At 68.1% G+C, this 23,850-nt stretch carries 20 protein-coding genes and 3 pseudogenes; 14 read left to right on the top strand and 9 right to left on the bottom strand.

All coding sequences use genetic code 11. From position 1 onward, the window contains the following. Positions 1-58: 58 nt before the first annotated feature. Entirely contained in the window at positions 59-451 is a 393-nt protein-coding gene (locus C7H84_RS03810; protein ID WP_240461955.1) for an OsmC family protein, read from the top strand. 52 nt (positions 452-503) lie between these two features. Here C7H84_RS03810 and C7H84_RS03805 read toward each other — a convergent pair whose 3' ends face one another. After that, positions 504-1,151 carry a response regulator transcription factor gene (locus C7H84_RS03805; protein ID WP_059608858.1) on the bottom strand — a complete coding sequence of 216 codons (648 nt, stop codon included), beginning with the start codon at positions 1,149-1,151 and terminating at the stop codon, positions 504-506. Further along, positions 1,148-3,142, bottom strand: a complete 1,995-nt coding sequence (locus C7H84_RS03800; RefSeq protein ID WP_121857484.1) for a PAS domain S-box protein — start codon at positions 3,140-3,142, stop codon at positions 1,148-1,150. Before C7H84_RS03800 ends, C7H84_RS03805 begins: the two co-directional genes overlap by 4 nt. 237 nt (positions 3,143-3,379) lie before the next feature. Between C7H84_RS03800 and C7H84_RS03795 the strand changes: the two are divergent. Next, positions 3,380-3,559: pseudogene (locus C7H84_RS03795) on the top strand (universal stress protein); the annotation flags it as partial. 87 nt (positions 3,560-3,646) lie between these two features. Here the strand turns inward: C7H84_RS03795 and C7H84_RS03790 are convergent. The 4 genes and pseudogenes from C7H84_RS03790 to C7H84_RS03775 form a co-directional block, all read right to left on the bottom strand. Further along, positions 3,647-4,480 carry a universal stress protein gene (locus tag C7H84_RS03790; protein WP_121857483.1) on the bottom strand — a complete coding sequence of 278 codons (834 nt, stop codon included), beginning with the start codon at positions 4,478-4,480 and terminating at the stop codon, positions 3,647-3,649. Then, positions 4,477-4,980, bottom strand: coding sequence for a universal stress protein (locus C7H84_RS03785; RefSeq protein WP_121857482.1), 504 nt, complete (start codon positions 4,978-4,980; stop codon positions 4,477-4,479). The genes C7H84_RS03790 and C7H84_RS03785 overlap by 4 nt, the downstream gene beginning before the upstream one ends. 69 nt (positions 4,981-5,049) lie before the next feature. Further along, positions 5,050-6,250: pseudogene (locus C7H84_RS03780) on the bottom strand (acetate kinase). Positions 6,251-6,258: 8 nt separating this feature from the next. Beyond that, positions 6,259-7,098, bottom strand: a complete 840-nt coding sequence (locus C7H84_RS03775; protein WP_121857481.1) for a universal stress protein — start codon at positions 7,096-7,098, stop codon at positions 6,259-6,261. Positions 7,099-7,283: 185 nt separating this feature from the next. On the opposite strand from C7H84_RS03775, the pseudogene C7H84_RS03770 reads away from it, so the two are divergent. The 4 genes and pseudogenes from C7H84_RS03770 to ftsH form a co-directional block, all read left to right on the top strand. Further along, positions 7,284-8,146: pseudogene (locus C7H84_RS03770) on the top strand (poly-beta-hydroxybutyrate polymerase N-terminal domain-containing protein); the annotation flags it as partial. 103 nt (positions 8,147-8,249) lie between these two features. Beyond that, positions 8,250-8,897 (top strand): BON domain-containing protein, encoded by a 648-nt coding sequence (locus C7H84_RS03765; protein WP_121857900.1) that lies wholly within the window; start codon positions 8,250-8,252, stop codon positions 8,895-8,897. 40 nt (positions 8,898-8,937) lie between these two features. Continuing rightward, positions 8,938-9,447: a BCAM0308 family protein gene (locus C7H84_RS03760; protein WP_121857480.1), complete on the top strand. Its 510-nt coding sequence runs from the start codon at positions 8,938-8,940 to the stop codon at positions 9,445-9,447. A 33-nt stretch (positions 9,448-9,480) separates the two neighbouring features. After that, positions 9,481-11,388 (top strand): ATP-dependent zinc metalloprotease FtsH, encoded by a 1,908-nt coding sequence (gene ftsH, locus C7H84_RS03755; RefSeq protein WP_121857479.1) that lies wholly within the window; start codon positions 9,481-9,483, stop codon positions 11,386-11,388. A gap of 55 nt (positions 11,389-11,443) precedes the next feature. On the opposite strand, the gene C7H84_RS03750 is transcribed toward ftsH, so the two are convergent. Then, positions 11,444-13,255, bottom strand: a complete 1,812-nt coding sequence (locus tag C7H84_RS03750; protein ID WP_276208392.1) for an adenosylcobalamin-dependent ribonucleoside-diphosphate reductase — start codon at positions 13,253-13,255, stop codon at positions 11,444-11,446. 219 nt (positions 13,256-13,474) lie between these two features. Between C7H84_RS03750 and C7H84_RS03745 the strand changes: the two genes are divergently transcribed. The 5 genes from C7H84_RS03745 (at position 13,475) to C7H84_RS03730 (ending at position 18,395) form a co-directional block, all read left to right on the top strand. Next, a complete protein-coding gene (locus C7H84_RS03745) occupies positions 13,475-14,410 on the top strand; it encodes a 1-phosphofructokinase family hexose kinase (protein WP_121857477.1) in 936 nt (311 codons plus the stop codon). Positions 14,411-14,543: 133 nt separating this feature from the next. Further along, positions 14,544-14,993, top strand: a complete 450-nt coding sequence (locus C7H84_RS03740) for a CBS domain-containing protein (RefSeq protein ID WP_121857476.1) — start codon at positions 14,544-14,546, stop codon at positions 14,991-14,993. 27 nt (positions 14,994-15,020) lie between these two features. Then, the gene (locus tag C7H84_RS37540; RefSeq protein WP_276208390.1) at positions 15,021-15,146 is read left to right on the top strand and encodes a hypothetical protein; all 126 of its coding nucleotides are present in this window, start codon (positions 15,021-15,023) and stop codon (positions 15,144-15,146) included. 136 nt (positions 15,147-15,282) lie between these two features. Then, positions 15,283-17,016, top strand: a complete 1,734-nt coding sequence (locus tag C7H84_RS03735; RefSeq protein WP_121857475.1) for an ABC transporter permease subunit — start codon at positions 15,283-15,285, stop codon at positions 17,014-17,016. A gap of 119 nt (positions 17,017-17,135) precedes the next feature. After that, positions 17,136-18,395, top strand: coding sequence for a nitrate/sulfonate/bicarbonate ABC transporter ATP-binding protein (locus C7H84_RS03730; RefSeq protein ID WP_162999214.1), 1,260 nt, complete (start codon positions 17,136-17,138; stop codon positions 18,393-18,395). 19 nt (positions 18,396-18,414) lie between these two features. Here C7H84_RS03730 and C7H84_RS03725 read toward each other — a convergent pair whose 3' ends face one another. Beyond that, positions 18,415-20,019, bottom strand: coding sequence for a bifunctional aminoglycoside phosphotransferase/ATP-binding protein (locus C7H84_RS03725; protein ID WP_121857899.1), 1,605 nt, complete (start codon positions 20,017-20,019; stop codon positions 18,415-18,417). A 270-nt stretch (positions 20,020-20,289) separates the two neighbouring features. Here C7H84_RS03725 and C7H84_RS03720 point away from each other — a divergent pair, with 270 nt between their 5' ends. Both C7H84_RS03720 and C7H84_RS03715 read left to right on the top strand, forming a co-directional pair. Then, positions 20,290-21,084, top strand: coding sequence for a polysaccharide deacetylase family protein (locus C7H84_RS03720; RefSeq protein ID WP_121857473.1), 795 nt, complete (start codon positions 20,290-20,292; stop codon positions 21,082-21,084). Next, positions 21,077-22,333 carry a putative glycoside hydrolase gene (locus C7H84_RS03715; protein WP_121857472.1) on the top strand — a complete coding sequence of 419 codons (1,257 nt, stop codon included), beginning with the start codon at positions 21,077-21,079 and terminating at the stop codon, positions 22,331-22,333. Before C7H84_RS03720 ends, C7H84_RS03715 begins: the two co-directional genes overlap by 8 nt. 55 nt (positions 22,334-22,388) lie before the next feature. Here the strand turns inward: C7H84_RS03715 and C7H84_RS03710 are convergent, their stop codons facing one another. Beyond that, positions 22,389-22,886, bottom strand: coding sequence for a lecithin retinol acyltransferase family protein (locus C7H84_RS03710; RefSeq protein ID WP_121857471.1), 498 nt, complete (start codon positions 22,884-22,886; stop codon positions 22,389-22,391). 468 nt (positions 22,887-23,354) lie between these two features. Between C7H84_RS03710 and C7H84_RS03700 the strand changes: the two genes are divergently transcribed. Next, the gene (locus C7H84_RS03700) at positions 23,355-23,828 is read left to right on the top strand and encodes a carboxypeptidase regulatory-like domain-containing protein (RefSeq protein WP_121857469.1); all 474 of its coding nucleotides are present in this window, start codon (positions 23,355-23,357) and stop codon (positions 23,826-23,828) included. Positions 23,829-23,850: the final 22 nt, after the last annotated feature.

Here is a 23,850-nt window from a genome sequence, read left to right as displayed (position 1 = left end):
CCTGTAGGACGTTTCCTACAGGGGCGCCGTATCTTGTCGCGATTGCGGTTGCACCCTGGTGACCGACGAACTCCAGCCGCTGGGCGACGGCCGTGCACCGAATCCGGTTCGATTGCTGGGCGCGGCGATCGCGAACTGCCTTGTCGCCAGTCTGCTGTATTCGCTGCAGAAGTATCGAAATGATCCGCATCCCGTTACCGCGCACATCGACATCGCGCTGATTCGCGATACGGCCGACCGGTTGCGCGTCGGAAGCATGGCCGTGGAGCTGAAGGCCGGAAAGAAATGGACGGAACTGGCGCACGCCGCTCGTGCACTCGCACGGTTCGAGGAATTTTGCACCGTGACGGAAAGCGTTCGTCACGGCATTCCGGTGACGGTGAACGTCACGGATATAGATGGCCAGCAGTTTGGTGCCACCCGGTCGGCACACGCAGTGGCAAGCCATTGACGCAGCGGGGGAGCGTGTTCGTCGAAGTATGCCAGCCGACTGCATTGCCGTATCAGAGTTCGTCAGGGTCGTCGAACAGCTTGTGGCGCATCGCATAGCGCACCAGCGCAGTGTCGTTCGGCATCTGCATCTTCTCGAGAATCCGCGTCTTGTACGTGCTGACCGTCTTGACGCTGACGCAGAGTGCCTGCGCGATTTCGGAAATGGACTGGCCGGTGGTGACGCGCCGGAATACGTCGAATTCACGGTCGGACAGGCGCTGGTGCGGCAGGAGATCGGTTGGTTCGTTCAGACTCTGCGCGAATTGTTCGGCCATGGTCAGGCTGACATAGACGCCGCCGGCCGCGATCTTGGTCAGCGCAGCGACCAGTTCCGCGCTTGCGCTTTCCTTGGTCATGTAGCCGGACGCACCTGCGCGGAACGCGCGCACCGCATATTGCTGCTCGGCGTGCATCGTCAGAACGAGGATGTGCAAGGCCGGCTTCTCGTCCTTGATCTGCTTGATGAGCTCGACGCCGTTGCGGCCAGGCATCGACAGGTCGAGCACCAGCACATTCGCGGCCGTGTCACGCACGAGCGCGATCGTGGACGCACTGTCGCGCGCTTCGCCCGCGACTTCGAAACCGCTTGCGCTCTGCAGGATGTGCCGCAGGCCGTCCCTGACGAGTGCGTGGTCGTCGGCGATGAGTACCCTGATCATGACAGCACGTCTCCTTGCTGGATGGTGTGAAGCGGCAACGCCACGGTAATCGTGAATCCCGTTCCCGGCCGGTTGTCGATCGTCACCGTGCCGTCGAGCATGTGCGCGCGCTCACGGATACCGATCAGCCCGAACGACGGACGATCGCGCTCGTCATGAGTGGTCTCCGCGGCGCCGTGACCGTTGTCCGCGATGCGGAGCATGCAGTAGCCGTCTTCTACTTTCAACGCCAGCTTCACGTGCGTCGCATCGGCGTGCCGCGCGACATTGGTGAGCGCTTCCTGCACGATGCGAAACAGCGTGGTGGCCGCGGCGCTGGTGAACGCGGTATCGGCGGGGGCGATGTCCCGGTCGACCGTGATTCGGTAGCGATGCGTGAAATCGTTGACCAGCCACTCGATCGCCGGGACAAGCCCCAGGTCGTCGAGCATCACCGGCCGCAGATCGGCCGCGATGCGCCGAACCGACGCAACGGTCGAATCGATCAGGCGATGCATGCCGCCCAGTTGCTCGCGCACGTTGGTGTTGGGCGCGACGATGCCCGCCAGCCCCAGCTCGACGGCGGACAGATCCATCTTGAGCGCGGTGAGCTGCTGGCCGAGGTCGTCGTGCAGTTCCCGCGCAATCCGCGTCTTTTCTTCCTCGCGCACGTTCTGCAGGTTGGCGGACAGGTCGCGCAGTTCCTCGCGCGACTGCTTGAGCGCGTTTTCCGCCCGGACGCGCTCGGTGACGTCGCGCAGCATGACCGTATACAGCTTGCCCGTGCCGTCGCGAATCTGCGAGATCGACGCCTCGATCGGAAACTCCGAGCCGTCGCCGCGCAGGCCGAACAGCACGCGTTGCCGTCCCATCTGACGTTCCGACACACCCGTCACGCCGAATTGCTCGACATGCCGCGCGTGCGCGGCGCGGAAGCGCTCGGGGATGAAGCGGGAGAGCGGCGCACCGATCGCCTCCATCGCGGAGACGCCGAACACGCGTTCCGCGGCCGGATTGAAGATTACGATCGTCTGGCTTTCGTCGACGGTGATGACGGCTTCCATCGACGACCGGATGATGCCCATCATCCGCGCCTCGGTCGGCTGGCTGTCGCCGGCCGGCATGACGGTCGACACCTGCCGGGCAACGACCTGCCGCACGAGAGCGGCCAGGATCAGCGACAGCGCAAAGCCGGCCGCCAGTACGGCCGTCGTGGAGCCGGACGTGTCGGCGCGCAACGCACTGTAGTGCAGCGAGAGCGGTGTGCCGCCGAACGACAGCGAATCCGTTCGCGTGAGCCTGTCGTGGGCCGTTGTCGCATCGTCGTCGTCGAAGCCGCCGGAATAGACGGGGGCAGCCGGGATGTCGGCTGCAATGTCCACGTGAAGCCGATCCAGTATCGACGGATCGAGTAGACGCGCCGAGTCGAGTGCGGCATAGACGTAACCGGTCGCGCGCACGTGCTGCGTTCCGGACGACGCCCCGTCTTCAGCGTTTGCATAAATCGGCAGATACAGCATCAGCGCCGTGCGAGCCATCGTCGCGTCGGCGCCGTCCTGGGTCGCGTTTGCGGCCAGCGCAACCTTGCCGGTCTCCGCCGCGCGCTGCAGTGCCCGCCGGGTCGCCTGATCGTCGTCGGCGGCGCTCGGCTCGATTCGCCCGAGGCTGCGGACGGGAGACTGCAAACCGTCCAGATTGAGACCGGCAACGTAACGGCGCCACGCGTCGCCGGATTGAGGTTCAGCGAGCGTCGACGCGAAGCCGCGCGCGCCGCGCAGCACGGCAGCGGCGCCGAGGAGGCTGCGGCGGAGGTCGGCCGTCGCGAGCGTCGCCGATTGCGCAAAGCGTGCCTGGGCAGCTTCCTGCGCCCGGTTCTGCAGAAGCCGGGACGTGGCGAGCGATGCAGCCACGCCCAGCGCCAGCGCCAGCAGCGCGGCCAGGGTTGCGTATCGCGCGGGCCGAGTCCTGCGCGGAGCCGGCCCGGTCTTGAAGGCGGGCGCATTGACTGTCATTGCCGTTCATCCTGACGGATTTCGCTGGCGGCGGACCGGACGCGAGGCACGAAAAGCGGGGGCGGGCCCAGACTGCGATGTCGCCCGGAATTGTGCGCGTTTTGTCTGTATTAGCCAATCGGGACCGATGCGTACGCCGGCCCCGTGCAGGCTTGAGCGGCGTCAATTGAATCGTGCGCGCCGAGCCCAGACTGGGTGAGCACGTCAATCGAAACCGAACGGCAACAGGGAGGCGTCATGTATGCACGGATCTTTGCGGCGCTCGACGGCAGCCGCGCTTCGCGGCTCGCGCTCGACGAGGCGATTTCGCTCGCCCGCGAGTCGGGCGGCTCGATCGTCGCCGTGTGCGTGGTATCGGACGCGCCACGGCTGACGGACGTCGACAGCGGCTATATCGACCGGCGCGACCCGGCCGGTGCTGGTGGTGCGGGAGGGCCAGGGCGCGGGTGCGGCCGTCTTATGACAAAAGGGGGCAGCCTCGAGTGGCTGCCCCTGTTCGACGGCTCAGTGAGACAGCAGCACCGGCACCGTCATCGTCTCGAGGATCGCGCGCGTCGCCCCGCCCAGCACGCGCTCATGGGCGCGGGTATGGCTGTACAGGCCCATGACGAGCAGGTCCGCATGCAGGTCGGTCACCCGGTTCATCAGCGTCCCGCCCACGCCCACCGACCGCTCGCGCGGCGTCGTCGAGAACGACGCGCGAACGCCGTGTCGTTCGAGATACGCGGCGACGTCGACGCCGGCAGGCGTCCGGTCCGGATCGGGGTGCCCGCGGACGACCGTCTCGACGTTGACGAAGCGTGCGCGGCCGAGCAGCGGCAGCGCGTCGGCAATCGCGCGCGCGGCCTCGCGCCCGCCGTCCCAGCCGATCAGCACGTTCTCGCCGAACGTGCGCACGTCGCCCGCGTACGGCACGACGATCGCCGGACGGCCGCTGCCCATCACGACATCCTCGACGAAATGGCGCGCCACGTAGGTCATGCGATCGTCTGGATCCTCCTGGCCGAGCACCAGCAGATCGGCGTGACGTGCATGCAGGATCGCGGCATCGGTCGCATTGCCGGCCGGCGCCTGCCATTCGACGCTGCGTCCGGCACGGACGGCGGCTGCCAGGAATCGTTCTTCCGCCTCCTTGCGCCGCTGCTCGCACAGGCGCTCGTAGACGGCCAGCTTCAGCGGTTCGTCGGGCCGTCGCAACGGTTCGAAGAGATCCTGGCAAATCACATAGAGACCGATCAGATGCGCGTTCCAGCGTCCCGCGAGTTGGAGCGCGAGGTCGACTCGCGTCGCACAGCGTTCGCTATCGTCGAGATGAACGAGCAGGGTCTTGTAGCTCATGACGGCTCCTTTTCGGTAGATGCGGCAGTGGCCTCGGCGGACGCCTTCGTTTCGCAACTTGCCGGAATCATCAGAACCGGGCACGTGGCCTGGCGCAGCACGCGCTCGGCCACGCTGCCGAGGAACAGACGCTGAAAGCCGCGCCGGCCATGCGTGCCCATCACGATCAGATCGGCGTCGATCTCGCCCGCGAGACCGACAATCCGGTGCGGGATGTCTTCGCCTGCCGGCGCGACGTTGTAAATCTGCGGCGTGCCGGCCACGTTGCGCGCTTTCATGCGTCGCGCTGCGTCCTCGGTCACGCGCAATCCTTCTTCACGGAAAGAATCGACCAGGATCGATGGATCGTATCCGTACATGTCGTAGGCCGGCACCAGGAAATCGACGACGTAGACGGGTGTCAGCCGCGCGCCCGTTTCCGTCGCGAGATCCAGCGCGGCGTCGAGTGCACGGGACGACGTGTCGCTGCCGTCGAGCGCAATCAGAATGTTCGAGTACATGGCATTTCTCTTGAACGGATGCGGATGAGCTCATCATCGGCGCGTGCACGCCGGTGGCGCTGATCTGGATCAAGCGTCCCGGTTGCCGCGCAGCCCGGCCACCGCGGCGCGCGCCGCGATCCACGCTTCGTTGGTCGGCTCGACGACCACCGTGACCGCGCTCGATGCGGACGACACCACGTGTGCATTGTCCGCATTCGCGCGCGCGTCGATGTCGATGCCGAGCCAGCCGAGCGACGCGCAGATCCGCTCGCGCAACACGGTCGAGTGTTCGCCGATGCCGACGGTGAAGACCAGCACGTCGAGGCCGCCAAGCAGCGCGGTCAGCGCACCGGCTTCGCGCACGATGCGATGGACATACAGCGTCAGCGCATCGCCAGCCCGCGCGTCCCCGGCCGCTTCGCATGCGAGCAGCACGCGCGGGTCGCCGGATGCGCCTGAAACACCCTTGAGGCCCGACTCGTGATACAGCAGGTGACCGAGCGCATCGCCCGACAGCTTGCCGATCTCGAGCAGGTGCAGGACGACACCGGGATCGAGCGTTCCACAGCGCGTGCTCATCATCAGCCCGTCGAGCGCCGAAAAGCCCATCGTCTTCGCGACGCTGCGGCAGTCGTGCATCGCGCACAGGCTGGCGCCGCTGCCGAGATGGGCGGCGATGATCCGGCCGTGTGCATGCGCGCCGAACTGCTCGTCGAGCGCGACGGCCAGGTATTCGTACGACAGACAGTGGAACCCAACCCGTAGCGCCGCACGCCCTCGTCGAACCATGCGTGCGGCGACGGCAGCAATTGCTCGGCGCGCGGCAGCGTGCGATGAAACGCGGTATCGAACACGGCGATCTGCGGCACGTCGGGAAATGCGTCGCGCAGCCCGTCGATCGCGTCGAGGCTGTGCGGCTGGTGCAGGGGCGCGAGCGGCGTCAGCGTGCGCAGCGCGTCGAGCACCGCATCGTCGACGACCGGGTCGACGTACCGGCGCCGCCGTGCACGACACGATGCGCAATGGCGCTCGGTGCGATATGCGGCAGTTGCACGCGGATCCACCTCGCGATCTGCGTGAGCACCGCGCGGTAGGGGTCTCCCACGCCCAGCGGCAGCGTGCCGTCCTGGACGGCATCGAAGCGGATCGACACGCTGTTGCCGGCCGCAACGGCTTCGCCTTCGTGCAGCGGCTGCCGCGCGGGATCGCCATGCGGCGGGTACGCAAACACCGCGAACTTCACGCTCGACGAACCCGCGTTGACGACGAGCAGCGCGAGCGTACGCAGCGACGGGTTCAGTGCGACATCAGGACCGGCAGCGTCATCGACGCCAGCACCGTGCGCGTGGCGCCGCCCATCAACAGTTCGCGCCAGCGCGGATGACCGTACGCGCCCATGACGAGCAGGTCGGAACCCGTGTCATACGCGCGCGACAGGAGCGTGTCGCCGACGGACGAGCCGGCGCCGGCATCGATGTCGAGCACGTTCACGTCGTCCGCATGGCGCGCCAGCATCACCGCGGCATCGGCGGCCGGAACCCGCGTGGCCGCGGCCTCCGACTTGCCGTCGACCACGGCGACGACCGTCGTGCGCTTCGCGTGTTCGAGAAAGGGCAGCGCGTCGTGCGCGGCGCGGGCCGCTTCGCGGCTGCCGTCCCACGCGACGGACACCCGTTCGCCGATCGACGAGAATTCTCCGGTGTACGGCCAGAACAGCACGGGGCGGCCGGCCGACAACACGAGGTTCTCCGGAAACTGGTCGTCGATATAGGTCTCGGGATCGTTCGGGTCGCTCTGGCCTGCAATCACCAGATCGGCGAGACGGGCGGCGCGCGGTACGGCCACGTTCGCACGCTCGTTGGCGCGAATCCAGGTTGCCGGCACTTTGGCGCGCTCCGTCTCCGCATGGAACAGACGCTCCAGCGCGGCGAGCCGCTCGTCGCGCTGTTCGCGGTGCGCGCGGAAATAGTCGGCGGAACCGGCCATCACGTAGAACGAATGCGGCTCGGGGGTGTAGACCGCGAACAGCCCGGTGAGATGCGCACCGAAACGCCGGGCGAGACGCAACGCGAACTCGAGACGCGAATGCGCGCGGGTGCTCGTATCGAGGTGCACGACCATGCTTTTGTAGCTCATCGGAATCGCTCCATCGACGGGTGATCCGCCAGTGCAATTCAGTCTACGAAGCAGGGTTTCCACACGCTTGACTCAGATCAACGGCAGCCGTACGCGATACCCGCACAGTGAAGCGGTCACGACGCCGAGGCAGGTGCGTTCGCAACCGGCGCGGAATTCGACGTCAACGGCGGGATGCATATGAAATGAAGGCAGCCGTCATCCGCGCGCCGTTCGGGCTGAAGCCGACGCGCCCGCCCGATGCGGTCGAAATCGCGTCGAGCGCCGCCGGCTGCGCACCGGTTCGAGCGGCGCCCGCCGACGAGTGGAATCGCGCCGCGCATGCGAACGTGGCCGCGATGACCTTCGGGTTGTCACCCGTGTCGCTGGCGCTGGCCATTCTTGACTGGGGCGCGCATCTGGCTGTGGCCCCGGGAAAATGCTTCGTGCTCGCGACGCAGGCGTGGCTGGGCGCCGTGGCGCCGGCGGCAAACGGGCGCGACGGCGAGGCCGGCGACGCGGATACGAGCGGCCTTGCCGTGCACGCCGGCTACGCCGATCCGCGCTTCGCCGCGCCGGCGTGGGGCGGCTGGCCATTTCGCGCGTATCGCGACGGCTTCCTGGCGATCCAGCTTGGTGGCGCGACGCGACACGCGGCGTGCCGGGCGTCGAACGTCATCACGAGGAACTGGTCGGATTCGTCGCGCGACAGTGGCTCGACGCATGCTCCCCTGGAAATTTCCTCGCGACCAACCCGGTCGTGCTCGACGCGACAATGCGCAGCGGTGGCGCGAACCTCGAGGCAGGCTGGCGACACTGGCTGAACGACGCGAACGCGTTGCTCGATCGCGCGAGCGGCACGCGGGGCCGCGATACATGCGCCTATCTGCCGGGACGCGACGTTGCGATCACGCCGGGCCGCGTCGTCTGGCGCAACGCGCTGTGCGAGTTGCTGCAGTACGCGCCGACGACGGCCGACGTGGCCCGCGAGCCGATCCTGATCGTGCCGTCGTGGATCATGAAGTACTACATCCTCGATCTGCAGCCGGCAAGCCTGCGGTTGATTGATCCTCGTCAAGCCGCTGGTGCCGCCATGCGCGATGCTGAATCGGGTACGGCACACGTCCGGTCGCGCGCTTCGCGATCGGCACGCGCCGGGACGGGAGACCGACATGAAGTCCGATGCAGCACTCAAGCAGGATGTCGAGCAGGCGCTGTTCTGGAATCCGGCGATCGATTCGCGCCGGATCGACGTCGACGTACGCGACCGGATCGTGACGCTGCGCGGCACGGTCGACAGCTGGGCCCAGAAGCTCGAAGCCCAGAAAACCGCACTGCATGTCGCGGATGCACGCGCGCTGGTGCTCGAACTGAACGTCGAGCCGCCGGAGAATGCGTGCGCCGACCACGAACTGGCGATCGCGATCACGTTCGCGCTCGGCTGGCAGGAGGCATTGCGCGAGCATCAGATTCGCGTCGAAGTCGATCACGGCTGCGTGACGCTCGACGGCGAGGTCGATCATGCGTTCCAGAGCCGTGCAGCGGAAAAAATGGTGAGCCGGATGAAAGGCGTCGTCGGCGTCGCGAACCGCATTCGGGTGCGGGCCGACCATACGGTGCCCGACGTCGGCACGCGGATTGCCGAAGCACTGGCCCGTCGCGCGCAGCGCGAATCCGCCGGGATCGCGATCGACGCGGACGACGGCATCGTCACGCTGACGGGCACGGTCGCGTCGCTGGCGGAAAGACGTGCCGCGTGCGGCGCGGCTGCGTCGGTCAGGGGCGTGCGAGAGGTCGTCGACCGGTTGACCGTCGCGTGACGGGCATGTCTGCGCTGTTCGTTACCCCGGAGAACCCGTCATGAACCGATCCCATTCCGGTCCCGGTCGAAATTACCTGCGCCGCGACACACGCATGCAGCCGCACCGAAAAGACAGTTACCGCGATCCGAAACGGCCGTCCGGCGACCGGATCTGCGAAGGATGCGGCGCCGTCTGCGACGCCGGCCGCTGGACCTGGTACGCGACGCCGCTCGAGCGGCGCCAGCTCGAATGTCCGGCCTGCAAGCGCATGCGGGAAGACGCGCCGGCGGGCGAACTGGTGCTGCGCGGCGAATACGTGCGCCGGCATCGCTCGGCGATCCTCGAACTGCTCGAGCGGCAAGCCGATCTCGAGATGAGCGAGCACGCGCTCGAACGCATCATGGAGATCGAGCAATCCGGCGACGCACTCGTGATTCGAACCACCGGCGTGCACATGGTGAGGCGCATGGGCGAGGCGCTGCTGCATGCGCATCACGGCGCGCTGGCCTTCAACTATCGCGACAGCGAGGACGTGCTGCGCGCGAACTGGACCCGTGACGCGGCCTGAGCGGCCGCGGGTCCGGCGCACAGCCTCGACGTCATGAAGAAAACATTCGACTACTCCGGGTTGATGATCCCGATCGCGTTCGCGGTCCTGATCGCCTATCAATTGCTGGCGGCCCAGCCGGCGACGACATCGATCTCGTACAGCGATTTCCATCGGCTGGTCGACGCGCGGCAAGTCGACGAACTCGAGATCGGCCAGTCGTCGATCTCGGGCGTGCTGCGCATGCCCGAAGCCGGCACGATGCTGCCGGCCTCCGACTCGGTCGCCGTCAAGAAGGCAGGCCCACCGTGGCGTTTCACGACGAACCGCGTCGGCGACGATCATCTGGTCGCCGCGCTGACGGCCGCGGGCATCCGCTATCGCGGCGTGCCGGATTCGGGCTGGATCGCGATGCTCGCGACGTGGCTGCTGCCGATGATCGTCCTCGTGCTGGCCTGGAACTTCATGATGCGGCGGCCGGGCGGGATGAGGGACCTGAGCGGCATGGGCAAGAGCCAGGCGCGTGTGTACGTGCAGCAGGAAACCGGCATCACGTTCGACGACATCGCGGGGATCGACGAGGCGAAGGCCGAGTTGCAGCAGATCGTCGCGTTCCTGCGCAGCCCCGAACGCTATCAGCGGCTTGGCGGCAAGATCCCCAAGGGCGTGCTGATCGTCGGCGCGCCGGGCACCGGCAAGACGCTGCTGGCACGCGCCGTCGCCGGCGAGGCCGGCGTGCCGTTCTTCACGATCAGCGGATCGGCATTCGTCGAGATGTTCGTCGGCGTGGGGGCGGCCCGCGTGCGCGACCTGTTCGAGCAGGCGCAGCAGAAGGCGCCGTGCATCGTGTTCATCGACGAGCTCGACGCGCTCGGCAAGGCGCGCGGCGTCGGGCTGATGTCCGGCAACGACGAGCGCGAACAGACGCTCAATCAGCTGCTGGTCGAGATGGACGGCTTTCAGGCGAATTCGGGCGTCATCATCATGGCCGCGACCAACCGGCCGGAAATCCTGGATCCCGCGCTGCTGCGCCCCGGACGATTCGACCGGCACATCGCGATCGACCGGCCGGACCTGACCGGCCGCAAGCAGATCCTGGCCGTCCACGCGAAGCGCGTGAAGCTTGCGCCGGAAGTCGACCTCGCGGAACTGGCGCAACGCACGCCGGGCTTCGTCGGCGCCGATCTCGCGAACGTCGTCAACGAAGCCGCGCTGCATGCGGCGGAACTCGGCAAGCCGGCGATCGCGATGGCCGATTTCGACGAAGCGATCGACCGCGCATTGACGGGCATGGAGCGCAAGAGCCGCGTGATGAACGAACAGGAGAAGCGGACCATCGCTTACCACGAAGCCGGCCACGCGCTCGTCGCGCAAAGCCGCGCGCACTGCGATCCGGTGAAGAAGGTGTCAATCATCCCGCGCGGGATCGCGGCGCTCGGCTATACGCAGCAGGTGCCTACCGAGGATCGCTACGTGCTGCGCAGGAGCGAACTGCTCGACCGGCTCGATGTCTTGCTCGGCGGGCGGGTGGCCGAGGAAATCGCGTTCGGCGACGTATCGACCGGCGCGCAGAACGATCTCGAACGCGCGACCGCGCTCGCGCGGCACATGGTCATGCAGTACGGGATGAGCGACCGGATCGGGCTGATGACGCTCGACGATGCGGTATCGCAGGGCGGCGCGCCGGCCGTGTGGACACCGGGCGACGGCCATTGCAGCGAGCACACCGCGCAACTGATCGACGAAGAGGTGCGCGCGCTGCTCGACGATGCGCACGCACGGGTCGCGGCGACGCTCGGCGAGCATCGCGATGCGCTGGAGCGGATCGCGCGCAGCTTGCTGCAGCACGAATCGATCGATCACGACAGGCTGATGGCGCTCATCACGCCGGCGGGCGATACCGGCGACGCGCTTGGTCCCGCGCAGGCCGACACGGAAACGACCACGGAAGCCCCCGTCTGAACGAAGGATCGCCGGGGCGCGCGCCGAGCGTCGGCCGCTGGTCTGCGTGCGTCGTTCAACAGCCGATGCAGACCGGGCGCTCGCGCCGCGCCTGCGCCGCGTCGGCGGTCACGACCGACGCGAGCCGCGGATCGGGCCGGAACACCGTGATTCCCTTGAGCCCGTCACGCCATGCCTGGAAGAACAGTGCGTCGACGTCCGCGAGCGAACACTGCCCCGGCAGCGTCACGGTCTTCGAGATGCCGGCGTCGACGCACGGCTGCAGCGCCGCGAGCATCGCGACATGATCGGCCGGCGCGATATCCGCCGCCTTGACGAAATAATCCGGCAGCCTGACGTTGCCGCCATGCAGGTCGCGAAACAGCCGATAAGCGTGATTCTCGACACGAAACGGCCGCACCCGTCCATCCGCGGTGCGCACCAGGCGACGCTGCGTCCAGCCGAGCGCCGGCTCGATCCCGTTCGAACAGTTGTCGCAGAACGCGAGACTCACGCTGCCGGCCGGCGCGAACGACAGCAGATGGCTGTTGCGCAGCCCGTGCCGCGCGATCGCGTGGTGCACCTTCAGTGGTAGCGGCGTGCGGTGCGCGGGGCCAGTCAGATAGGCGGCGGGATCGTACGCGGGAAACACGCCGCGCTCGGCGGCAAGCGCGGCCGAAGCGGCGAACGCATGCTCGCGCATCGTCAGCACGATTCCGCGTGCGAACGCGCGCGCTTGCGTACCGTCGTAGTGCAGCCGCAGCATCGTCAGCGAGTCGCCGAGGCCGGTGACACCGACGCCGATGCGGCGCGTGCGCAGCGCCTCGTGGGCGTGCGCGGCGAGCGGCCACGCGGTCAGGTCGAGCACGTTGTCGAGCATGCGCACCTGGATGCGCACCGCGTCGGCGAGCCCCGGGAAATCGAAGCGCGGCGTGCCGTCGACCCCGAACGGGTGGTGGACGAAACGCGACAGATCGATCGGCCCGAGCACGCAACTGCCGTACGGCGGCAGCGGCTGCTCGCCGCACGGGTTTGTCGCGTCGATCCGCTCGTGTTCGCGCAGCGGGTTCGCGTCGCGGATCGTGTCGAGAAACAGCAGCCCCGGCTCGGCGCTGTCGCGCGCCGCGCCGACGATCTCGTGCCAGAGCGTGCGCGCCGGAATCGTCGCGTAAAGATACCGTCCGTCCGGCCGCCGGGGCTGTGCGCCGGCCCCGGTGCGGGGCCGCGCGTGATGGACGAGCGCCCAGGGCAGGTCCTGCCGGACGGCCTCCATGAACGCGTCGGTGACGCCGACCGACAGGTTGAACGTCGGCCAGCGCGATCGTCCGCGTTTGGCGGCGACGAAGGCCGCGAGATCCGGATGATCGCAGCACAATACCCCCATTTGCGCGCCCCGGCGCGGGCCGGTGAACGGCAGCGCCCGGCACATCGCGTCGAAGCGGTCGATCGCGACGCATGCGCCTCGTTCGGACGACACGCGTCGTTCGTACGCGTCGGCAGGCGGCACCGGCGAGAAGTCGTAGCCGATTCCGCCGCCCATCAACAGCGTGAGCCGTGCGTCGTCGAGCGCATGCGCGAGTGCTGCGTCGGTGGCGGGCCAGGGCGCGCCCGGCGGAATCGCGAGCGGATGGACGAAGCAGTTGACCATCGTCCCGCCGGTATCCGCGCCGGCGTTCGCGAGGATGCGGCCCGCGCCGATCGCGCCGCGCTGCAGGTTCCGGAAGAACGCGCGCTCCGCCTGCGCACGCAGCTCGGCCGGCTCGGCGAGCGACAGCGCATGCGCGACGCGATGGAAGAGGGCCTCGCGAGACCTTTCGCCGGGCCGCGCATAGCGTTCGGTGAACACGGTGGTGCAAAGCGGCTGCTCGTCCATGGCGGGGCTCGGCATCGATGAATGACTCACTGTAGGAGTCCGCCCGGGCGCGTCGTTGATCGAGCGCAAGCGCGCGCCTTCGCGGCGTGCCTTGACGGCGGTCAACGCGGTGGCCGGCATCGAACGTAAGGTGGAGCCACGGCCGGCATGCAGCGGTTGCCGGGCGTCGCCGCGCCGGCGTCCGTCGCGAGCAGCCGGCGGAGCGTCCCAGCCATCGACCGAGAGCCACCCACCATGACCGACATCGTGACCGTCACATTGAATCCCGCCGTCGATGTTGCTACTTCGGTCGAGCACATCGTCGATACGCACAAGCTGCGCTGCGCGCGGCCGCGGCGCGACCCCGGCGGCGGCGGAATCAACGTCGCGCGGACCGTTCACCGGCTCGGCGGCGATTGTGTCGCGCTGTACCTGGCGGGTGGGCCGACCGGCGACGTCCTGACGCGGCTGCTCGAAGCCGAGCATCTGCCGAGCGAGCGCATCCGGATCGCCGGCGAGACCCGCGAGAATGTGTGCGTGACCGAGACCGCGACCGGGCGCGAATACCGCTTCCTGATGCCGGGGCCGACGCTTACGCAGGCCGAGTGGCGCGACTGCGCGGCGCGAATCGACGCGATGCAACCGGCGCCGCGCTATCTGGTCCTGAGCGGCAGCCTGCCGCCGGGCGCGCCCGACGATCTCTATGCGACGTTGGCGCGGACGGCGAAGGCTAGGGGCAGCCGCGTGGTGGTCGACGCGGCGGGCCGGGCACTGCAAGCGGCGCTCGAGGCCGGCGTGCATCTCGTCAAGCCCAGTATTGGCGAACTGAGCGCGCTGGCCGGCGAACCGCTCGACGACACGTCGGCATGCCGGAAGGCGAGCGAACTCGTGGCGCGCGGCCAGGCCGACATCGTCGCGTTGACGCTCGGGGCGCGCGGCGCCTGGGTCGTCACGCGCGATCGCACGCTGCGCCTGCCCGGCAGGCCGGCAGCGGTATGCAGCACGGTCGGCGCCGGCGACAGTTTTGTCGGCGGCATGGTGTGGGCGCTGGCGCGCGGCGTGCCGTTCGACGATGCGTGCCGTTACGCGCTGGCGGCGTCGGCCGCTTCGGTCGAGCATCCGGGGACGTCGCTGTGCACGCGCGACGACGTCGAGCGGATTCATGCCGAACTGGTTGCGCAGGCAAGCTGACGGGCAGGCGCGCGAGCCGGATCCATCGATCGACGCCGTGCGCGACGGGGGCGATCGAATCACCGTTGCGTGAATATTCGGGCGAAGACGGGAGTCGACCGACGGTCCGCGTCGCCCGGGCAGGGGAGGGAACATGAATGCCGCGATGCTTTGCACCCGCGATGTCACCATGTGTTCGGCGCAAATGACTGTCGTCGAGGCGGCCGCGATGATGCGCGATGCACACGCGGGCGACCTGGTCGTCGTACGTGAAAGGGAAGGACGATACGAGCCGGTCGGCATGCTGACCGACCGGGACATCGTGCTCGCCGTCGTCGGCCCCGACGCACCGGCCGGTTCATTGTTCGTCGGCGACATCATGTCGGCCCCGGTCGCCGTCGCGGACGTCGACGACGATCTCTGGCTGCTCGCGAAGCGGATGCGCCAGCATGGCGTACGCCGATTGCCGGTGGTTGGCGACGGCGGTGAGCTGGTCGGCATCGTGTCGCTCGACGACCTGCTGCGCGCGGCCGCGGCGCTGCTAGACGAACTACGCCTCGTGGCGGCACGCCAGCCGTATTTCGAGGAGAAACAGCGTGGATGATGCGGTCGACGACGGGCGCGGCGCATCGTGACGCGTTTCGACGTATTCAACGGCGATGCGGACGGCATCTGCGTGCTGCATCAGCTCCGGCTCGCGCCCGCGCGCCTCGATGCGTTCGTCGAGGCGCTCGCGATCGCGTATCCAGCCGCATGAGCCTGCCCATGAGCCGACGCGCCCGCCTTCGTCGGCGGGCCTGGTTCCGGCAGCTGCAGGACGATTGACGCAGGTCAACCCGGCTGGCCCCACCGTCCCGGAAGATGAACCGCCATCATCGGCGGGGAGGGGCACCGTGGAGCACCATGCGGAGGTATTGCGGGGCGGCCGCTGGACGCTGCCCGCACCGGGCTGGCGGGATCTCGCCGCGATGCTGATCGTCACCAGCGTCCTGCTGCTCGCCGGGATCTCGGCGCACCAGATGGCAGGCCCGCTCGCAGTCGCGCATCCTCCGGCCATCTCGCTGTCTCCCGCGGCGTTGCCCGGCTATACGCTGCGTACCGTCTCGCGCATGTTCGCGGCATTGCTCGCGTCGATCGTCTTCACATTCGTCTATGCGACCGCGGCGGCCCGGAGCCGGTCCGCCGAACGGGTGCTGATTCCGTTGCTCGACGTGCTTCAGTCGGTGCCGGTTCTCGGCTACCTGTCGTTTACGGTGCTGTTCTTCCTGTCGTTGTTTCCGGGGCGAATCCTCGGCGCCGAGTGCGCCGCGATCTTCGCGATCTTCACGAGCCAGGCGTGGAACATGACGTTCAGCTTTTACCAGGCGCTGCGTACGGTGCCGCTCGACCTCGACGAGGCCAGCCGCAGTTTCCGGCTTTCGGCGTGGCAGCGCTTTTGGCGCCTGGAGGTGCCGTTCGCGATGCCCGGCCTCGTCTGGAACGCCATGATGTCGATGTCGGGCGGCTGGTTCTTCGTGGTCGCGTCCGAGGCAATCGCGGTCGGCAACCTGCACGTCGACTTGCCGGGCGTGGGCGCTTATGTCGCGCAGGCGATCGCGAACCGCGACCTGGCCGCGGTGGGCTGGGCAATCGTCGCGATGAGCGTCGCAATCGTCCTGTACGACCAGTTGCTGTTCAGGCCGCTGGTTGCGTGGTCGGAACGGTTCCGCCATGGCGATGCCGCGCCTGCGGTCGCCCCGCGCAGCTGGCTTCTCGACCTGTTCCATCGATCGCGATGGATGGCTCGAGCGGGCAGCCCGGTCGGCATGCTGTTGCGCCGCCTGGCGCTTGCGCGGCTGCCCGCGGCCACATGGCCGTGGCGCGGCCGGATGGCGCTGCCGCGGCACGCGGGTGACGCGCTGTGGCTCACCCTATGCGGCGCGGGATGCGTGTATGCGGCGTACGTGCTGTTCAGGCTCGGGCGCACGACGCTGACTTGGGCGGACCTGCGTGTCGTGGGGGGCGAAGGGGCGCTCACCTTCGTCCGTGTGACCGTGCTGGTCGTGATCGCATCGGCGATCTGGGTGCCGATCGGGATCGCCATCGGTCTTCGGCCGCGCGTGGCCGCCCGCATTCAGCCGGTGACACAGTTCCTCGCCGCGTTTCCGGCCAACCTGCTGTTTCCGGTCGCCGTCTTTGCGATCGTGCGTTTTCGTCTCGAACCCGACATCTGGTTGTGCCCGCTGCTGATCCTCGGCGCGCAATGGTATGTCCTGTTCAACGTGATCGCGGGCGCGAGCGCGTTCCCGGCCGATCTGCGCGAAGCGGCGGCGTGCTTCCGGGTCCGGCCGGCGACCTGGTGGCGTCGCGTCATGTTGCCGGGCGTCCTGCCGTATTTCGTGACGGGCGCGATCACTGCATCCGGCGGTGCATGGAATGCGAGCATCGTCGGGGAAGCCGTGAGCTGGGGCGGCACGCGCCTGAATGCCGGTGGACTGGGTGCCTACATCGCGCAGATGACCGATGCCGGTGACTTTCCGCGCATCGCGCTCGGCGTCGCGGTCATGTCGCTGCTCGTGATTGCGGCCAACCGGCTTGTGTGGCGCCCGATGTATGCGTTCGCGGAGCGCAGAACGCGGCTCAATTGAGTCCGGCCCCCATCCTTTACCCGCGGGAGACAGGCGTGTCGACTTTCGGTGAATGCAAGGAAGCGAACGGTGCGATTGCGGCCGCGCCGTCATCGGAGCAAGCGCCGATCGTGCTCGAGATGCGCGCCGTATGCAAATCATTCACGAAACCGTCCGGCGAACCGCTGCGCGTGCTGGCCGATATCGATTTCACGCTGCGCGAGGGCGAGATACTGGGGCTGCTCGGTCGCTCCGGATCGGGCAAGTCCACGCTGCTGCGGATCGCGGGCGGGCTCGTCGAGCCTTCGTCGGGCGCGGTCGCGTATCGCGGCGCAACGCTTGCCGGTCCGACCAGCGGCATCGCCGTGGTGTTCCAGACCTTCGCGCTGTACCCGTGGCTGACCGTCGTGGAAAACGTCGAGCTTGGACTCGATGCGCTGAGCCTCCCGCCACGCGACGTGCGCGAACGGGCCGTTGGCGCGATCGAGTTGATTGGACTCGACGGCTTCGAATCGGCGTTTCCGCGCGAACTGTCGGGCGGCATGCGTCAGCGGGTCGGGTTTGCCCGCGCGCTCGTCAGCGAACCCGTCCTGCTGTTGATGGATGAACCGTTCTCGGCGCTCGATGTGCTCACGGCGGAAACGCTGCGCACCGATTTTCTCGACCTGTGGGACGCGCGTCAGCTGTCGACCCGAGCGGTGATGATGGTGACCCACAACATCGAGGAAGCGGTGCTCATGTGCGATCGCATCCTGGTGCTCGGCGCCGGTCCCGCGCGCATTGACGCCGCGCTGAACGTGCCGCTGCCCCGTCCGCGCAGTCGACACGACCCGGCCTTTCAGGCGATAGTCGGCAAGATCTACGCGACGTTGACCGCACGCATCGCCGATGCGGCAGCGAACCGCGAGACGGCCGGTGGCGCGCTGGCCATGACGCTGCCCGACGTGACGAGCCACCATCTCGCCGGGTTCGTCGAGACACTGGCGGGCGCGCCGTACGACGGCCATGCGGAGCTCGGCACGATCGCGTCGGCGCTCGCGCTGCGGGCCGACGCGCTCCATCCGACCGCCGCCGCGCTCCATCTGCTCGCCTTTGCCGAGTGGCACGACCGCACCATCCGGCTGAGCGCGGCGGGCCACTTGTTCGCGCACAGCGACGACGAGGCCCGGCGGCGCCTGTTTCGGGAGCATGTCGTCAAATTCGTGCCACTTGCCGCGCATATCGACGAAGTGCTGGACGAGCGCGCGGCGCATCGCGCGCCTCGCGAGCGCTTTGAACTGGAACTCGAGGATCATCTCGATCCGCGCGGCGCGGATCAGGCGCTGCGCGTCGTGACCGACTGGGGTCGTTACGCCGGGCTGTTCGACTACGACGACCATACGCGCACATTCGGCCGTTGACCGCCGCACATCGCGCGGGCTACGTGCGTAGCACGGCGAACAACGGTGCCCAGAATGCGCGGTCACCGTATGTCGCGGCGTCGCAACCGGTATCGAAGCGGATCGCGATCGCGGCCTCGGCTGCGGCCAGCGTCTCGGCATGGTCGATCTGCCGAGCCAGTACGGCCGTGTCGGCGTCGGACGCATCGCGCCCGCGCTTGGCCCGGGCCGCGACACGCGCGACGAGCGTTGCCCGGCTCGCGACGAAATCGAGAATCGCGACGCGCACGCCGAGCTGCGTGGCGAGCGAGATGAAGGCCGCTCGGTGGCGCCGGCGCAGGAACGTTGCGTCGACGATCGCCGTGTAGCCGCTGGCGAGGACCACGCCGGCCTGCTCACGCAGTCTTTCGTAGATCGCGTCGGTTGCGGAATCCGAGTAAGCGGCAGCGGACAGCCGGGCGTGCTCGGGCGCACGGGCGTCGCGCTTGCGCTCGACGTCGCTGGACAGCCGGATCGCGCCGATCTTTTCCGCAAGCGCGCGGCTGGCCACCGATTTACCCGAACCGGACACGCCATGGCACAGCAGCAATGCCGGTTGCTCGTCGCGCCGTGCCTGCGCCATGTCCGACGCAATCCGCAGATACTGACGGCGGGCCGCCTCGTCGCCGCGCAGCCGCGCAGTCATCGCCCGCACCAGCGCGCGATAGACGAAGTAGCACGGCAGCACGCCCAGCGCCGCGTGGTCGCCCGTGCGGGCGAGCCATTCGGACAGGAGGCGGTGGGCGCAATCGGCTCGCCCGCGGGCGGAATAATCCAGCAGCGCAAACGCGAGATCGCTCGCCACGTCGATCCAGCGCAGCGTGTCGTCGAACTCGATGCAGTCGAACATCAGGATGCGGTTGCGCCAGCGGACGACGTTGTCGAGATGCAGATCGCCGTGGCACGCGCGCACGAATCCGCGTGCATGCCGCTCGGCGAACTGCGGCGCGACGCGAGCCAACTCGGCCTCGTACCAGCGGCGCAGCGCAGCTTCTCGGGGCACCGTGACGTCGAGCGTGTCGCACAGCTGCCGGCATTGAGCCACGACGCTGGCCGCGTTGCCCGGGTGGCCGCGCGGCGCACGGCGCGGCGCGTGCAGATGATGGCGGGCCAGGGTATCCGCGAGCGCGTCCGCGTCCGCCAGCCCCGCGCCGTGTGATGCGCTGCGGGCCGACAACATGGCCTGCGCGTCGAACCGGCGCATCCGCACCACGTACTCGCCGGGCACCGCCTGCTGTCGATGGCGACGCGCGCCGGTTTGCACGGGCGGGCCGAAGGCGCTGCGCGGGCCGCGCGCCACGATCGGCCAGACGCCCAGGTAAAGCGGGCCGGCGAACGGCCGGTTGAGCGTGCACTCCGCCAACGCGCAGCGGCGACGCTGCGCGGGGCGGACGAGATCGACGAACGGGAAGCGAACGGGCTTGATGCGCTTGTATGCGTAGCGCCCCGCCAGATAGACGACGGATAGATGGGTCTCGATCCGTACGATCCGGCCGGCTGGATGGGGGTAGGTGGCAGGCCGACGCAACGCACGATCGAATTGCATGGCCTTTCGTCGTGCGGCTCCGCGGCTCGACGTGAACGGCAGACGTGGCGCTCTGGACATGGCGAGTGGATCGATGGGCAGGACGACTGCATGTCGCAGCGCCCGCAGGTTGTTGTCGAACGGAAACGGCACGTTCCCGTGTGCTCGATGTCGCGGGACCTGGCCGGCAGGCTGGGTACACGCGTGCGACGCCCCCATTGCAGCGGACTGTCGCCCGTTGCGGCTTGATGCGCGTCAAGCGCTCTGACGGCGCGATCGATCGTTGATCTGGCTCAGCGGATTGCGCAGCGCGATCGCAAAAAATGGGGTACTCATTCCACGAGATCCGCCATGGCCTTTCGACTGATCGCCTGCCTGCTGCTGCTGTCGTGCGTTCGGCCGGTTGCGTCCGCCGACGTCGCGTCGATCGCTTCTCCACCGCAGCGCGTGCTGATCCTGGCCTATCACCGGTTCGCCTCCGCGCGCCTGGATTCGATGACGGTGCGCGTCGACACGTTCCGCGACCAACTGCAGGCGATCGAGGCGAGCGGCTACCGCATCGTGCCGCTCGCCGACGTCGTACGCTGGCATGACGGCCAGCGCGATGCCGTGCCGGCGCGCGCGGTCGCGATCACGGTCGACGACGGTCACCGCTCCGTCTACGAGGTGCTGCGCCCGTTGCTGGCGGCGCATCCGGTGCCGGTCACGCTGTTCATCTATCCGTCGGCGATCTCCAATGCCCGCTACGCGATGACGTGGGACCAACTCCGCACGCTGGGGCGCGCCGGCGGGTTCGACATCGAGTCGCATACGGTCTGGCATCCGAACTTCCGCACCGAGCGCGCCCGGCTCGCGCCGGACGACTACCGGCGTTTCGTGTCGTTCCAGCTGAGCCGGTCGCGTGCGCGGCTCGAGGCCGAAACCGGCCAGCCGGTCAGTCTGCTGGCCTGGCCGTTCGGCATCCACGATGCGCAGACCGACGAGCTCGCCGCTCGCGAAGGCTATGTCGCGGCGTTCACGCTCGATGCACACCCCGTTCGTGTCACTGACCCGGCGATGGCGCTGCCGCGCTATCTGATGACGGACGCGTGCGATACACGATGCATGAACGGATTGCTGAGAACCTCCGGAGGAGACCGTGATTGAGCGCCTGTTCATCTGTCTGCTCGTGTCGCTCGCCGGTTTCGCTGTCCGGGCGGCGCCGGTCGCGATCACCGTTGTCGATGCCACGAACGGGCGTCCGCTGGCCGGCGCGATCGGCCACGCCGCGGGCGTGAGCCGGACCGCGGATCGCGATGGCTCGTTTTCACTGGAGCTCGACGCGAGCGGTACACGCGTCAGCGTGCGCGCGGCGGGCTACGCGCGAACGGAAGTCGCGCTGACGCCGGCCGCAGTCGCGCACACGATCCGCATGACACCGATGCGCCCGAAGGCGGTCTACCTGTCCGCTTACGGTGTTGCGGATCGCACGCTGCGCGACGCGGCGCTGGCCCTCCAGGGCAAGACGGCGATCAATGCGCTCGTCATCGACGTGAAGGGCGACAGCGGCGTGACGCCTTATCGCAGCCAGGCACGCGAAATTGTCGGCGCCGCGAACAATGTATCCGGCGCGATCGTTCATCCGCCCGATCTGCCGGATCTGCTGCGGACGTTCCACGCACGCGGCCTTTACCTGATCGCGCGCATCGTCGTGTTCAAGGACGATCCGCTCGCGCGCGCTCATCCGGAGTGGGCCGTGCGCGATGCAGCCGGCGAGATCTGGCAGGACCGCGAGCATCAGCGCTGGATCGACCCGACGTCGCGCGCGGCCTGGCAACACAATTTCGATGTCGCCGAAGAAGCCGCCCGCATGGGGTTCGACGAAATCCAGTTCGACTACCTGCGGTTTCCCGACGCCAATGGCCTGCGGTTCGCCGAGCCCAATACCGAGGCCAACCGGGTCGCGGCCATCACCGGATTCCTGACCGGCGCGCGCGAGCGACTGAAGCCGTACAACCTCTACACGTCGGCCGACATCTTCGGGTACGTCTGCTGGAACACCGACGACACCGCGATCGGACAGCGGCTCGATGCGCTCGGGGCGGCCCTGGACTATGTGTCGCCGATGCTGTATCCGTCCAGCTTTACGTGGGGGCTGCCGGGCTGCCGGAAACCGACCGAGCATCCGGGCGAGATCGTTTCGCGGTCGCTGGAGGAGGCGAAGCGCCGCACCGGACTGGACGGTGTCCGGTTCAGGCCGTGGCTCCAGGCGTTTCGCGACTATGCGTTCGATCACCGGCCGTTCGATGCCGACGAGATCCGCGCGCAGGTCGACGCGGCCGATGCGGCAGGCACCGACGGCTGGATGCTGTGGAATCCGCGCAATCGCTACGATCCAGCCGCGGTGCCGCGCTGAGCGGCCTGCCTGGACGAAGGTATCGATCGACCCGGTGGCGGCACTGCGGCCGATGCTAGGCCGTACACCGGACCGGGCATTCGAGCGCGTCCGTTGCCGGATGCCACCGTGCTGCGAGTACGCAGGCAATCAGCATGACGACGACCGCGGCGCCGTGCACCGGATTGCGCAGGCACGACGCGACCTGCTCGCTCCGACCGACACCGAACAGACACCACAGGCAGAAGTGTTCGCAGTTGTTCGTGAGAAGTCGGTAGCGGCATTCGCCAAGGCGCGATGCCGCACGGCGTGCCGCTTCCGTTCCGTTGTACAGCGTGCGCGTGTGCCGAATGACCGCGAGGTCGAAGCCTGCACGGAAGACTTTGAGGCTGACGACTTCGACCGGACCGCCGTTCTGATGGCATGACCATCCCGCGTAGTGAATCACGTTGCCGTCGCCAATGTAGATCCCGTGATGCACATAGCCGGGGCGGCGGGTTACGAGGTGGGCACCGACCGGTGGTTCGCCACCCAGCATTGCATCGTCGGCATGCTCTGCGGTCAGATGAATCATCGCCTGCTCCTCGATCCCTGCGGCGGCGTGGCGGAAGAACCACGCGCCGGCCGCGAAACACGTTGCGTCCTGTCACGTCTCCAGTATTGGCAGCGGCGCCGCGCGGGACAATCAGCGTGGCCTGAGCTTGCTGTCCGACGTCGGGCCGCCGTGTCGGAAATTTCCGACGGGCCATGCAATATCGGCTGACAGCCGTCACGAGCGATTGCGCGTGCCGGATGCGGTGCCTCGCGTTTTCGGGCTTGCCGCGCCGCTCGGGAGGGCGGGGCGCGATGACTGAATCGCGGTGCCCGCTTCGCCTGCGTACTCTTCGACTGGAACGCGCTTGACATGGGTCAACGGGAAATTGACGTTCCGCGCGACGCTGGCATCGTCGTCGATACGCAGGGGCGACGTTGCCGTCCGCGCCACGCTCTGAGACGGGACAGGCGGCAGCGCGACCATGCGTGTTCAATCAGGAGAGTGAAGATGTGGACCGGAACCGTGAAGGTGCTGCTGGCGGCCTGCCTGCTGAACGCCGGCGCGAACGCGCTGGCCGAAACGTCGACCGAACCGATCGTGCGCAATGGTGTCGCTTATATCACCGGCGGGATCGGCCAGGACGAGGTCACCGCGTTTCGCGACGTCGCCCCTCGTTACAACCTGCGGATCACGTTCGCATCGAAGGCCGGCCACTATCTTTCCGACGTCGATGTGACGCTGTTGTCCGGCAAGTCGAGGGTGCTCGACGCACACACGAACGGGCCGTTCCTGTTCGCCCGCGTGCCGCCGGGGCGATATACCGTGTCCGCGCACGATCGGGCTGTTCAGGAAGTCCGGCACGCCGTCGTTCCGGCGCGCGGCGCCGTCGAGGTGCGCTTTTACTGGCACGACCCGGAACGGCACGGGGCGATGCGTCTGTGTACGGGGTGTCCCGCCTCGCAGCCGCAAACGGACCGCTAGCCATGCTGTGATCGGCACGGAC

Origin of the sequence: Burkholderia sp. Nafp2/4-1b (assembly GCF_003635165.1) — a bacterium.
GTDB lineage: Bacteria > Pseudomonadota > Gammaproteobacteria > Burkholderiales > Burkholderiaceae > Burkholderia.
Note: the sequence above shows the minus strand (reverse complement) of the source record. Positions and strands in the feature narration are given on the sequence as shown.

Bases quoted from the DNA above. Each gene is read 5' to 3' on its own strand.
- C7H84_RS03740 (WP_121857476.1), top strand. From the start codon at position 14,544: ATGAATGCCGCGATGCTTTGCACCCGCGATGTCACCATGTGTTCGGCG.
- C7H84_RS03775 (WP_121857481.1), bottom strand. From the start codon at position 7,098: ATGAGCTACAAAAGCATGGTCGTGCACCTCGATACGAGCACCCGCGCG.
- C7H84_RS03725 (WP_121857899.1), bottom strand. From the start codon at position 20,019: ATGTCCAGAGCGCCACGTCTGCCGTTCACGTCGAGCCGCGGAGCCGCA.
- C7H84_RS03730 (WP_162999214.1), top strand. From the start codon at position 17,136: ATGCGCGCCGTATGCAAATCATTCACGAAACCGTCCGGCGAACCGCTG.
- C7H84_RS03765 (WP_121857900.1), top strand. From the start codon at position 8,250: ATGAAGTCCGATGCAGCACTCAAGCAGGATGTCGAGCAGGCGCTGTTC.
- C7H84_RS03750 (WP_276208392.1), bottom strand. From the start codon at position 13,255: ATGCCGAGCCCCGCCATGGACGAGCAGCCGCTTTGCACCACCGTGTTC.
- C7H84_RS03800 (WP_121857484.1), bottom strand. From the start codon at position 3,142: ATGACAGTCAATGCGCCCGCCTTCAAGACCGGGCCGGCTCCGCGCAGG.
- C7H84_RS03805 (WP_059608858.1), bottom strand. From the start codon at position 1,151: ATGATCAGGGTACTCATCGCCGACGACCACGCACTCGTCAGGGACGGC.
- C7H84_RS03710 (WP_121857471.1), bottom strand. From the start codon at position 22,886: ATGATTCATCTGACCGCAGAGCATGCCGACGATGCAATGCTGGGTGGC.
- C7H84_RS03790 (WP_121857483.1), bottom strand. From the start codon at position 4,480: ATGAGCTACAAGACCCTGCTCGTTCATCTCGACGATAGCGAACGCTGT.
- C7H84_RS03785 (WP_121857482.1), bottom strand. From the start codon at position 4,980: ATGTACTCGAACATTCTGATTGCGCTCGACGGCAGCGACACGTCGTCC.
- ftsH (WP_121857479.1), top strand. From the start codon at position 9,481: ATGAAGAAAACATTCGACTACTCCGGGTTGATGATCCCGATCGCGTTC.
- C7H84_RS03720 (WP_121857473.1), top strand. From the start codon at position 20,290: ATGGCCTTTCGACTGATCGCCTGCCTGCTGCTGCTGTCGTGCGTTCGG.
- C7H84_RS03760 (WP_121857480.1), top strand. From the start codon at position 8,938: ATGAACCGATCCCATTCCGGTCCCGGTCGAAATTACCTGCGCCGCGAC.
- C7H84_RS03745 (WP_121857477.1), top strand. From the start codon at position 13,475: ATGACCGACATCGTGACCGTCACATTGAATCCCGCCGTCGATGTTGCT.
- C7H84_RS03700 (WP_121857469.1), top strand. From the start codon at position 23,355: ATGTGGACCGGAACCGTGAAGGTGCTGCTGGCGGCCTGCCTGCTGAAC.